Below are 11,528 nucleotides of genomic sequence, written 5' to 3' on the forward strand. Positions count from 1 at the left end.
GCCTCGGCGATCCCCTCCACGCGCGAGGCGATGTTCACGGGCTCGCCGAACACGTCGCTGGCCTCGAGACGCACCTCGCCCACGTTGACGGCCACGCGCACGTGGAGCTGCGCGCTCTCGGGCACCGAGCGGTTGTACTGCCAGAGCCGATCCTGGATGGCGACCCCGCTGAGGACCGCCTGGGTGGGCGACTCAAAAGTCACGAGGAACGCGTCCCCGATGGACTTGATGATGCGCCCACCGAACGCCTTGAACAGCGGCGCGAGGAGATCATGGTGCACCTGGAGCAGGCGCTCATTCTCCACATGGGTCTGCCGGCTGGTACGCTCGGTGAACCCTTTGATGTCGGTGAAGACGATGGCGAGGTTGGCGGTCTTCAAGGCCCGCGCAGTCTATGCGCCAGCGCTCCCAGCGCAATCGGCCTGGGCCCCGTCCGTCCGCCTACCGACGGGACGGCTTGAGCGTGCGCATGCGGCGCTTCGGCGCGGGCTCCTCGACCGACTTGCGCAGCTTCTCGGCGAGCTTCGCCCTGCCCGTCCGCTCGTACAGCTCGGCGAGCCGCCGGAGGACCAGCGGGTTCTCCGGCTGGAGCTCACGTGCCCTGAGCAGCTCGCGCTCCGACTCCTCCATCCGCTCCTGCCGCTCCAGGACCTGGGCCAGCAGTAGACGTACCTGCACCCACTCGGGGCGGGCCTTGGAGAGGAGGCGGTAGTGGTACTCGGCCTTGAGCCAGTCCCCTTGGGCCATCCAGAGCCCGGCGGCTCGGAACCGGGCCTCCTCATAAGAGGGGCGGTAGAGGAGCGCCACCTCGTACGCCTGGGCGGCCAGCAGGGGTTTGCCCCGCTCCTCCCACAGCAGCCCACGAAGGTAGTGGGCGCGGGGATTCTCGGGAGCGAGCGCGGAGGCGACCTCCAGGTGGGCCTCGGCCCGATCCAGCTCTCCGCCGAGCTTGAGCAACAGCCGCGCGGCTTCAATGCGAGGCAGCTCCCAGGCCGGCCACGCCTTGAGGACGGACTCCACGCCCGCGAGCGCCCCCGCGGAGTCCCCCGCCTCTTCCCGAGCGAGGGCCTGTGTCAGGGCCGTGTTCGCTGGGGCGTCCACGGCGCCCGCCAATGCGCCTGCCAGGATGAGCCACACCATGGGCGGCTGATAACAGAGGCGGCCAGTCCCCTCAATGATCCCTTGACGGCCCCTAGGGCCAGGCATGAAACCATGTCCGTGCAGATCGCCCAACGAACCCTCGAGGATCTCGGCCACGCAGAAGTGCTCCGCGCGCTGGCCCACCGCTGCCGGACGGCGCCCGGAAGAGAGCGCGCACAGGCCCGGCCATTCCTGGATACCGAGGACCAGGTCTCGGACGCGCTCTCCCTGGTGGCCGAGGCTCGGCTGCTGGCGCAAGAGCAGTTCTCCCTTCCCCTTGGCGGGGTGAGTGACCTGAGGGACGCGGTGGGCCGAGCCTCCAAGGGGGGCATGCTGGAACCCCGGGATCTGATTGCCTCCGCGCAGCTCCTCTACGCGTTTGCCCGCACCCGCGAGGCCCTGGAGGAGCGGGAGGAGGCCGTCCCCATGCTGGCGACCCTGGGCCGCCGGCTCCCGATGCTGGAGACGCTCGCGTCTCGCATCGATCGCAGCTTCGAGCCCGACGGGACGATCTCGGACCGGGCCAGCCCTGACTTGAAGGAGGCGCGGGATCGCGCCAGCGGGCTGCACCGGCGCATCAAGACGCGGCTGGACGAGCTGCTCCACGACGAGGGCTTCGTGCCCAAGCTGCGCGAGAACTACTACACGCTGCGCAATGGCCGGTATGTGGTGCCCGTCGTCTCCAACTTCCGCGGCGAGGTGCCAGGCATCGTCCACAACGCGAGCCAGACGGGCCAGACGCTCTTCATCGAGCCCCAGGCGATGGTGAGCATGGGCAACGATCTGGCGATCGCCCAGTCCATGGTGGCCGAGGAGGAGCGGCGGATCCTGCTGGACCTGTCCAACCAGCTCGGGAAGGAGGCGGACCGGGTGCTGGAGGGGCTGGCGTCGGTGGCCGAGCTGGACGAGGCAGAGGCGGCGGCGCTGCTGGCGGCGGATCTGGACGCGAGCACCCCCAAGTTCACCGGCGTGGAGGATCTGACGCTGCGGCAGCTGCGGCACCCGCTGCTGGCGCTCAAGGGCACGGACGTGGTGCCCAATGACGTGACGCTCTCGGGCGAGGCGCGGGCGCTGGTGGTGTCCGGCCCCAACGCGGGCGGCAAGACGGTGACGCTGACGGCGGTGGGCCTGTGCTCGCTGATGCTGCGCTGCGGCCTGCCGATCCCGGTGGAGGAGGGCTCGCAGATGCCGCTCTACCGCTCGGTGAACTCCACGGTGGGCGACGCGCAGGATCTGTCCCAGGGCCTGTCCACGTTCAGCGCGCACGTGGTGATGCTGCGCGACATCGCCGCGCTGGTGGGCAAGGGCTCGCTGGTGCTGATCGACGAGATCGCCGCGGACACGGATCCGCGCGAGGGCGCGGCGATCGCGATCGCCGTGCTGGAGGAGCTGCTGGAGAAGGGCGCGGTGGTGCTGGTGACGACGCACCTGGAGGAGCTCAAGGCGCTGGCGCACATGGACAAGCGCTTCCTCAACGCGAGGGTGGGCTACGACTCCAAGCGGAATGTGCCGACGTACCGGCTGCAGCTGGGAGCGTCGGGCGCATCCTCAGCCATCGAGATGGCGGCGCGGATGGGGCTGCCGGAGCGCATCTGCCAGCGCGCGCGGGAGCTGGCGATGAACGCGGGCGGTCCGCTGGCCAAGGCGCTGGCGGCGGCCGAGGAGGAGCGGCGGCAGCTCACGGACGAGTTGGAGCGTGCGAAGACGGCGGCGGCGGCGGCGGAGAAGCTGCGCCAGGAGCTGGAGGCGCAGAAGCAGGTCTTCGAGCGCGAGCGCAAGGAGAAGATGATGCGCTTCAACGAGGACGTGGCGGCGGCCAGCGAGCACGCGGCGGCGGAGGTGCGAGGGCTGCTCCAGGCGCTGCGCGCGCAGTCGAGCGAGAAGGCGGCGCAGGAAGCGCGGACGGCACTGTTGCAGCGGGCCGACGACGCCCAGAAGCGGGCCAAGGAGGCGCGAGCGGAGCTCTACCAGGTGGAGGCGCCGCAGCCGCCGACGCTCAAGGTGGGTGCGTGGGTGCGGCACGCGGGGCTCAACAAGGACGTGGAGATCCTGGAGGTGAACGACGACGAGGCGCTGGTGGCGGCAGGGGTGTTGAAGATGCGCGTGCCAGTGTCGGAGCTGTCGGGGTCTCGGACGGCGAAGCCGCAGGTGCGGTTCCCTGAGCGCAACAAGCAGGAAGCGGCGATGAGGAAGGCCTCGGCAGCGGCGCCCGCGGAGGTCCAGGCGACGAGCTTCCGCTGCGACGTGCGGGGCATGAGGGCGGACGAGGCGCTGACGGAGGTGGAGCAGTTCCTCGACCGGGGCATGCGCAACGGCGAGGAGGCGGCGCTGATCGTCCACGGCCACGGCACGGGAGCGCTCAAGCAGGCCATCCGCGACTACCTGGCCAACTCGCCCTACATCCGCATGTTTCGCCCGGGCGAGAGCCACGAGGGTGGCGACGGCGTCACCGTGGTGGCTCTGAGGGCGTAAACAAGCAGAAACAGCTGAATTGAGACTGTCGTTCCCGCCTGCCCCGGCACTGTAGATTGCCCCAACATGAGTGAATCCAATTTGCAGTACCCAGGCAAGAGCTTGCATGACTGGCTGCAGCGACAAAGAGGAGCGTCGCGTCATTCTGGGGAGGAATTACAACTGCTTGCAGAACTCGCCGACACGCTCTTCTTTGCCAGCCTCGGGAAAGAAGAAGGAGAACTCACTCGCGTTCGCGTGGTTTACCATCTGCACGGGCTTGCTGGACTTCAAGACATTCGCGAGCACGTCCTCGTTGGGAGTGCTCGTTACGCTCGGCGAGCATGGGAACTCATTCCATTTGAGGCTGAGCCTGCCATTACGGACTTCAGCGTCAAGGCTCTCATGAAGATTGCCCCCGCTGCCAATCTTCCCCGCACATCTGTCGTCGTGGGACCTTGCAATGGCCGACTCACCATCCAAGGCATTGCACGCAGGGTTGAATATGAACACATCTACGAAACCAATGAAGAGAGTGTGCTTGTATTTTGCGCACCCGAGCCAGGCCACCTCACCTTGAGCATTGAGGGTGAGGAGGTTTTTCGGTACGAGCAGGGAAGCCTTGTTGCACCGACGCGCAGGGTCCTGCTCCACGACCTCCTTTTCAACACAAGCAGCATTGTCAAATCTGCACTCATGCAGATGTGCGCATCAATTCTGACCGAACTGGCAGAGTCTTGGCTACGACTACCAGAGAACAAGGCCGGGCATATCTCCCATGTCATCTATAACCTCGTCAATAGAATGAGGGAAATGCGACATGGCGGGTTGATTGCCCTTCTCCCTGACTCAAACGCTATCGACACCGCCAGAACCACAGGCAAGTACAGGATCCCTCGAGAAGCTGGAATTGTATTGCGCAACAGCCTAAAAGATTATGTTGCATCGCGCACCGGCCTTGAAAATCTTTTCTGGCAGCGCACAACGAAGGACACACCAGAGTCGGACGATGAGGCTCTCGAAAAGGCTATAGCCCACCAACAAAAGGAGCACGATGAAGAGGAACTCGAAGCCCTCGTGGGCACCATCGGCCAGCTCACAACAGTAGATAATGCGCTCCTGCTCGGTCCCAACCTTGAAGTCATCTGTGCCGGCTATCCGATTCCCACTCAAGGACAGAAGCCTACGGTCTATGAGACCCAAACGCTCAGTGGTGAGCCCTGCGAACCATACGACATTGGACAACATGGCTCGCGGCATCGAGCAGCAGCATCCTTCGCAAACCAACATCCGGGAGGACTAACCTTTGTGGCATCTCAGGATGGACCGCTGCGCTGCTTGCATCGGCCCTCTGGAGAGGACAAGGTCCTCCTCTGGAACCTCCGGATTCCCGATGAATGATCCATTGCAATCGTTCGCGCCTAGGGCAGAGACCGATTCCAGGGTGCGATTTCCACGTGTGATGGCAGCGATTCTAGCGTCGGGCTGTACCTTGGCTCCTTCCCTGCCGCCCGATGTGGTTGTAATTCCTGCAGAACGCCCTGCTCGTGGGTATGAGTACGCTCTCCCTGCTCCGCTCAAGGGTGGCCCATTCCTGACGTACTTTGATGCACTAGTGCACGCGTGCCCCCGCTTGATGTCGTTGCCTGGTGCCTCCAAGCAAAAGGTCGAGTTAAAGCGGCTCGGAGACTTCTACGTTCAGTATTCCCGGGATGACTCCACGGAGTACTGCGCGTGGATCTATTACACTCCCAAGAGCGAGTATGAGATCAGCCTGATTGCTACTCCTGAAATTCAAAGAGAGGGGGATCGGCGATTCTGCAGTCTGCCTCGCCGCATCATCGACACCCGCTTTGTTGATGAGCCTGGCTATCCGGACAAGCGCATCAAGTACGCCATCGCCATCCATAGCCACCCCTCCCCGCGTATCTTCACCCAAGAGGATATCATCTACCTTGTCGAGACGGAGCAGTATATCCAGGAAACCCTACACGACAATGGTCAGATTCGGCTTGGAATGGCCGCCTTCTTCTCTCGGGAAGATCGCGACGAGCCATCTTGTGATGGCTTCTTCCAATACAGTACCTCAGCACGAACCATACAGATGTGGACTATGACCAAGAATGGAGACTGGCAATCTCGGGACGCAGCCACAGTGGACTACCTGCGGAATCCCAAGAACGGCAAATTGGAAGTCACCATCATTGAAAACTAGATGTCCTGATACGAGATCGGCCGCCGCGATGAGATCAATGACAAAAGTGCTCTTCATCATGATTGGCCTGCTGTTCACGGGGTGCGCCCATGGACCGTGCAGAGCCCTAGCAGGAATCTTTGGCTGCCAGTGCGTACCCAAGCGAGAGCAGCCCGAGTTTGCGGATATGCGAGTCCAACTGCCAGTCTTCGACAGTAGGCTGCAAGTGGATGCGGAGATTGATGGGTATATGCTTCAAGCCATCCGAATCGCCGCGGACGACTTCCTGAATCCCGACCCGTCGGACCTTCCCTGCCGTGATCAACAAGTTTCGCATGAATATCAGGCCAAGCGGGAGGGTGATATCATCTTCGTCCGGATCACATTCAAGCCGGAGAACTGCGGGATGAACTATGGTCTGCTCGATGGTGGTATTACATACGCGCTCAGCGTAGATGGGCGTATCCTGCGAAAATCGTCAGATACTCTAGGCCCCTGAGCCGAGGAGACACGGGTGGACTGATTGGCTGCAGGCTCTCCCGGCACATCCTCCACGGCCCCTGCGTCCGGCCATGAAGCACCCGCGTCAGGCCCGACGCAGGCATACACTGCCCAAAGCCCCCGCTCCCGCCCACCGGCCTCTCCTCTCAGAAGTTACGCGAGGATCGAAGCGGTGTTGCCCGACAGACACTTCAGGCACGCAAGGTGCAATGGGTGCGGCATCACCCCGAAACGGATCACTCCAGGAGGATTGATGCACCAGCACCCATCCCGGCTCACGGCGGCACTGTCGCTGCTCGTGGCCCTGCTCACCGCTCCCTCAACCCACGCGCAGACTCCGCCCCCAAGGCACCCTGCAGCTCGGCAAGCACCTCTTCCATCACGTCCTCGATGTACTCCCTGAGCCGCTCCCAGGATGCAAACGAATGCGCGATGCGCATCCAGAACGGCTCCATCGTCATCGCGCCGCCCGTGACGAACCCGGCGATGTCGTGCCCGGACATGTCCGCCTGGAAGCTCTTCGCGCAGGTAGTGACCCAGGAGTTCTGGAAGGGCTGGGCCGCGGACGAGTACACGTGGCCTCAGAGCCAGCCCCTGCGCCTGTGCCAGAGCGGAGAGGATCCCATCAAGGCGAACTGCTGCCAGCCGGGCAGCAAGAACAACCCGGGCTATGACGATCTGCAGAACCCCGCGAAGTTCTGCCCCTACTTCCCGGGCGACTTCCTCTCCCGCTACAAGGAGGGCGCGCCCCTGCGCTTTGGCCGGGAGCCCTCCAAGGCGCACCTGCGCACCTCGGGAGGCGAGCCTGTCCAGAAGCTGCTCGCCAACGGCGATCCGGGCCGCGAGATCCGCCAGTCCATGGCCGAGCTCGTCTTCCGCAACAAGCCCATGTTCGACTTCGTCTTCAAAAAGAACCTCTACAACCAGGAGGGCATTGCCGGAGTCTTCACCCGGAACAGCGCCAACGTGAGCAAAGGGACGGCCTTCCACGTGCAGAACACCGGCGGCGCGACGGTGGAGATCGCTTTCCCCGCCGACGCCATCATGATCAAGAGCAACTGGCTCAACCGGGAGCGCGCCGAGCAGATCGGCCTCAAGGAGGATCCGAAGAATCCGTACATCAAGATGAACATCCTCACCCCCGTCACCGACAACAACGGGACGATCCTCAAGCCGGGTGAGCACTGGCTGCTCGCCTTCCACATCTCCAGCAAGGACACACCCAACTGGGTCTGGACCACCTTCGAGCACGTCAACAACCTGGGACGGTGCGACTACACGGGCTGCAACGACTCGTTCGGGTACCGCTCACCGGACAAGGTGAGCGCCGGCCAGGCCAGCAACTTCACGATGCCGCACCTCAAGTGCGACGACCTGCTGCTCCCCTCCTGGATCTACGACACGGGGAAGACCTACGCCGGTGGCGACATCACTCCCGCGCTGCAGAGCGTCTTCAATGGCCTGGGGATCGGGACAAAGGACAACCCCACGCTGGTGCCCACGCGCTACGACCGGGCATGGAAGAGCTACCGGATAAAGGGATCGCAGACCGAGTTCACGGACTCGACGGGGCAGCCCACCCACCTGGGCAACTCCGTCACCGAGGCCGGCTTCGTCAGCACCTCCTCGTGCATCACCTGCCACTCCCGTGCAGGCACCACTGCCAAGGGCACGATCCCGCTCGCGCTCGGTGTCTTCGTCAACGAGTTGAATGACATGGGCTATGCCCAGAGCGCGTTCGGCGTCCCCAACCCGGCCTGGTTCACCGCGAGCCAGCAACCCCCGGCACTGACCAGTCCAACGCTCAGCGAAGGTGTGGGTCGGCTGTCCCCTGCACAGCAGCGCTCACTGTTCGGACACATCATCGTCGGTCGCCTTGTTGTCCGACTTCAAGAGGGCCCTGATGCGTTTGATGTGGACCTCGGATTCTCGTGCCCGCTCGGAGGCCGAGCGATAGCTGCTGCCACCGTGGGAAGTCTGCATGTTGAGCAGGAGGTTTCGCCGCTCCTCGAACATCCGCAGGGCAACCCAGAGTGTCTCTTCGATCTTCGCCGTCTGTTCGGCCAAGAGGACGGGTGCGGTAAAGGCGTGGCCGGTATGGCAGCGGAATCGGAGGGATTTGTCTTTCTCGACGCGCCACAAGACGCCGCCGCAACCGGGGCAGTTGAATGGCACCTGTTCCCCGAGCGCCTCGACCGAATGCAAGTCGCTCAAGACTCGCTCTGCGATCTTCGCCTCGATGGCGATGTCTTTGGGCACGGGCTTACGCTTGCCGAACTTCCTCCGGACGAGCTTGGACAAAAGAGTGCCCATCTCCGCCAGCGGCAGGCAATAGTCGACCTTCATGCGATTGAGGGCATTCTGCGGCATGTCGGGGTAGGCTGCGTCCTTAGGGTCCTGCACAACGCAAGTCCCCCCGCTCCTCTTGATCGCTGTCAGGCCGGCGGTTCCATCATCCAGATAGCCGGTGAGCAACACACCGATCACTCTGTTTCCATAGGCCACGGCGGCTGACCGGAACAATGGGTCAATGGCCGGACGCGAGCGGTTCTCCCGAGCGCCCTTCGTGACCAACATCTTGCCCTTGCCGATCATCAGGTGGTGATCGGACGGAGCCAGATAGATGCGTCCGCCTACGAACCGTTCTCCATCCCGTGCATGGGTGCACGTGAGCTTGCCGTGCTTGTTCATTGCGTTGACAAGCGCGTCACCCGTGGTGTCCGCTGACATGTGTTGGACTACGAACACGGGTGCAGGGAAGCTCTCAGGGAGTTGCGCGACCAACCTTGTCAGAGCGTCCATTCCTCCCGAGGAGACCCCGACGACGACGGTCGCCGAGCCTCCAGTGCTCGACTCCTTGAACTTGGCACTGGCCATATCATCCTCGGTGTCACGATAAGGGTTGCCCTCTAACGATAATGGAAGCGAGGTGGCTATCCGCGTGCGCTCAGCTCCTGCTCGAGGAGCTTCAGCCAGCCCCGCAGATCAGACGAGGCGCCCTCCGTGGGAACACCCCGCGCCCGCTCCAGCCGCCTGAGGACCTCCTCCCGGCTCCGCGCTGCCTCCGCGCTCCCAGCAGCTGTGGACCGCGCCTCGGCGAGCGCCACCGTCGCGTAGAGCAGCGCCGCCAGCTCACTCAGCACCAGATCGTTCTGGATCTCGGGCGCCGACTCCAGCGCCGCGAAGCCACTCCTCGCCTCCGGCAGCGCCCCTCTCAAGGCCCGCACCGCCGCCAGGTGCAGAGAGAACCGCAGCGAGTGCCACCGCGATACCTGCGCCAGGATCGACGTCGCGCTCGTCAGGTGGGACTCCGCCACCTCCCATGCCCCCGACACGAGGTAGGCCCGGCCCAGCTCACCCCGGGCACACCCCTCCACGATGCGCATCCCAAGCTGCCGCCCCAGCGCCACCACCGCCTCCAGGTGCTCGCACGCCTCCGCGGCCCGATCCGCGTCCAGCAGGCAGCAGCCCAGGTTCAACCGCGCGAAGGCCTGACCCGCCCGGCTCCCCGCTCCCAGCGCCTTCGCCAGCGCTTCCTCCAGGAACCCCACCGCCTCCGCCGTCCCCCCGCACTCCCCAATCGCCAGCGCCAGGTTGTTCAGGAAGAGCACCTCGAAGGTCCGGTCCCCCACCGCCCGGAACAGCGCCAGCGCATCATGCAGGTGCGGGATTGCCGCGCCCGGGCCGCTGCGCACCTGCTCGATGATCCCCACGTTTCCCACCGTGTAGGCCTCCAGCCATCGGTCCCCCTCCGCAGGCAGGCTGCGCGCCCCCTGGATGAAGCGCCACGCTGCCTCCACATCCCCCTCGTGCCGCGCCACGATCGACAGGTCGACCAGGATGCGCTTCTCCCCAGCCTTCTCCCCCAACGCGCGACAGGAGGTCCGCGCCTTCTCCAGATCCCTCCGGGCCGCCGCGAGCTGCCCCGTCTCCAGATGCGCCCGGCCTCGCACCGCCAGCGCCTCGGCCCGGAGCAGCGAGTCCTGGGAGAGCGTCGCCGCTTGCTCCAGCGATCGATCCAGCCGAGGCAGGGTGATCCCCACCGGCCCCCGCGAGGCGATGTCCGGCTCCAGCGCCACCAATGCCTCCAGCGACCGGCTCACGGATTCCGGTGTCGGCGGCCACGCCGCGAGCGCGTGATCACACACGGCCAGCAGGTTCTCCCGCTCCAGCATCAGCCGGTGCAGCGCCTCCACCCCGCCCCCTCGTGCCGGCCCGCGCAGCTCCCGCGCCAGCGCCAGGTAGTACTCCGCATGACGCACGACCAGCGCCGCGCCCTCGCCCTGCTCCGCCAGCCGCGACGAGGCGTACTCGCGAACGCTCTCGTACATGCCCAGGCGCAGCTCGCCCGGCACGGCCTCCGAGGCCCCCGCCCGCAGCAGCGACTTGGAGCGCAGCGCCTGGACCGTCTCCAGCACCTCCGGCCCACCGGAGACGGGCGCGAGCACGGCCTCGGCGGCCTCCAGCGTGAAGCCCCCGCGGAACACCGAGCACTGCGCCAGCACCGTCTGCTCCGTCAGATCCAGCAGGCTCCAAGACCAGTCAATCGCACCTCGCAGCGTCGCCTGCCGCGCCACCGCATCCCGCTGGCCGCTGCGCAGCAGCTCGAAGCGCCGGGACAGCCGCTCCCGGATCTGCCCTACCCCCAGCAACGCCGTGCGCGCCGCCGCCAGCTCGATCGCCAGGGCAATCCCGTCCAGCCGCCGGACGATGTCCGCCACCAGCGGCGCCTCCGCCTCTGTCAGCTCGAAGCTCCCCCGCAGCGCTCGCGCCCGCTGGACGAACAGGCGCACCGCCTCCGAGCGGGAGATCACCTCCAAGGAACGATCCTCATCGCCCGGCAAGCCCAGCGGCGCCAGATCCAGGATCCGCTCCCCCGCCAGGCGCAGTGACTCCTGGGAGGTGACGAGGAACCGTGCCTCGGGCGCCAGGACGATCCAGCGCCGGAGCGTGGCAGGCACGTGCTGGAGCAGGTGCTCCAGGTTGTCCAGGATGACCAGGGCCGGACCGCGGCCGCTCAGCACCCCGCCGAGCTGCCCCACCAGATCCGCTCCCACGCCGCCATTCAGGTGCACGCCCAGCGCCTGGCCGAGGACATGACAGATGTCCTCGAGCGTCGCCGCCTCGGTGAGATCGCACCACCAGACCCCGCCCTCCCAGGCCCGCGTGGCCAGCTCGAGGCTCCCGAAGTGCGTGGCCAGCCGGGTCTTCCCCATGCCCCCCGGCCCCAGGATGGTGATCA

Annotated in this window: 10 protein-coding genes; 4 read left to right on the plus strand and 6 right to left on the minus strand. The window is 65.4% G+C overall.

Annotated elements, in window-relative coordinates; all coding sequences use genetic code 11:
* Positions 1 to 380, minus strand: a 380-nt coding sequence (locus VD972_RS23700) for an adenylate/guanylate cyclase domain-containing protein (protein ID WP_324990649.1), incomplete at its 3' end; no start/stop codon positions are given.
* Positions 381 to 441: 61 nt separating this feature from the next.
* Entirely contained in the window at positions 442 to 1,140 is a 699-nt protein-coding gene (locus tag VD972_RS23705) for a tetratricopeptide repeat protein (protein WP_324990651.1), read from the minus strand.
* A 72-nt stretch (positions 1,141 to 1,212) separates the two neighbouring features.
* Between VD972_RS23705 and VD972_RS23710 the strand changes: the two genes are divergently transcribed.
* The 4 genes from VD972_RS23710 (at position 1,213) to VD972_RS23725 (ending at position 6,284) form a co-directional block, all read left to right on the plus strand.
* Positions 1,213 to 3,612 carry an endonuclease MutS2 gene (locus tag VD972_RS23710; RefSeq protein ID WP_324990652.1) on the plus strand — a complete coding sequence of 800 codons (2,400 nt, stop codon included), beginning with the start codon at positions 1,213 to 1,215 and terminating at the stop codon, positions 3,610 to 3,612.
* Positions 3,613 to 3,678: 66 nt separating this feature from the next.
* A complete protein-coding gene (locus tag VD972_RS23715; RefSeq protein WP_324990654.1) occupies positions 3,679 to 4,992 on the plus strand; it encodes a putative sensor domain DACNV-containing protein in 1,314 nt (437 codons plus the stop codon).
* Complete coding sequence (locus tag VD972_RS23720) at positions 4,985 to 5,806, plus strand: hypothetical protein (RefSeq protein ID WP_324990656.1); 822 nt, start codon at positions 4,985 to 4,987, stop codon at positions 5,804 to 5,806. Before VD972_RS23715 ends, VD972_RS23720 begins: the two co-directional genes overlap by 8 nt.
* 205 nt (positions 5,807 to 6,011) lie before the next feature.
* Entirely contained in the window at positions 6,012 to 6,284 is a 273-nt protein-coding gene (locus VD972_RS23725) for a hypothetical protein (protein WP_324990657.1), read from the plus strand.
* A gap of 310 nt (positions 6,285 to 6,594) precedes the next feature.
* On the opposite strand, the gene VD972_RS45520 is transcribed toward VD972_RS23725, so the two are convergent.
* The 4 genes from VD972_RS45520 to VD972_RS23740 form a co-directional block, all read right to left on the minus strand.
* Positions 6,595 to 6,861 carry a hypothetical protein gene (locus VD972_RS45520; protein WP_414654105.1) on the minus strand — a complete coding sequence of 89 codons (267 nt, stop codon included), beginning with the start codon at positions 6,859 to 6,861 and terminating at the stop codon, positions 6,595 to 6,597.
* Positions 6,862 to 7,812: 951 nt separating this feature from the next.
* Positions 7,813 to 8,004, minus strand: coding sequence for a hypothetical protein (locus VD972_RS45525; protein ID WP_414654106.1), 192 nt, complete (start codon positions 8,002 to 8,004; stop codon positions 7,813 to 7,815).
* Between the two features lie 127 nt (positions 8,005 to 8,131).
* Positions 8,132 to 9,163: a chemotaxis protein CheB gene (locus tag VD972_RS45530; protein ID WP_414654107.1), complete on the minus strand. Its 1,032-nt coding sequence runs from the start codon at positions 9,161 to 9,163 to the stop codon at positions 8,132 to 8,134.
* 56 nt (positions 9,164 to 9,219) lie between these two features.
* Positions 9,220 to 11,528, minus strand: a 2,309-nt coding sequence (locus VD972_RS23740) for an ATP-binding protein (protein ID WP_324990663.1), incomplete at its 5' end; no start/stop codon positions are given.

Source organism: Hyalangium sp., from assembly GCF_035629615.1.
GTDB lineage: Bacteria > Myxococcota > Myxococcia > Myxococcales > Myxococcaceae > Hyalangium.

What these genes read in the sequence shown, in the direction of transcription:
- VD972_RS23715 (WP_324990654.1), top strand. Translation starts at nt 3,679, where the DNA reads ATGAGTGAATCCAATTTGCAGTACCCAGGCAAGAGCTTGCATGACTGG.
- VD972_RS45530 (WP_414654107.1), bottom strand. Translation starts at nt 9,163, where the DNA reads ATGGCCAGTGCCAAGTTCAAGGAGTCGAGCACTGGAGGCTCGGCGACC.
- VD972_RS23705 (WP_324990651.1), bottom strand. Translation starts at nt 1,140, where the DNA reads ATGGTGTGGCTCATCCTGGCAGGCGCATTGGCGGGCGCCGTGGACGCC.
- VD972_RS45525 (WP_414654106.1), bottom strand. Translation starts at nt 8,004, where the DNA reads ATGTCATTCAACTCGTTGACGAAGACACCGAGCGCGAGCGGGATCGTG.
- VD972_RS23710 (WP_324990652.1), top strand. Translation starts at nt 1,213, where the DNA reads ATGTCCGTGCAGATCGCCCAACGAACCCTCGAGGATCTCGGCCACGCA.
- VD972_RS23720 (WP_324990656.1), top strand. Translation starts at nt 4,985, where the DNA reads ATGAATGATCCATTGCAATCGTTCGCGCCTAGGGCAGAGACCGATTCC.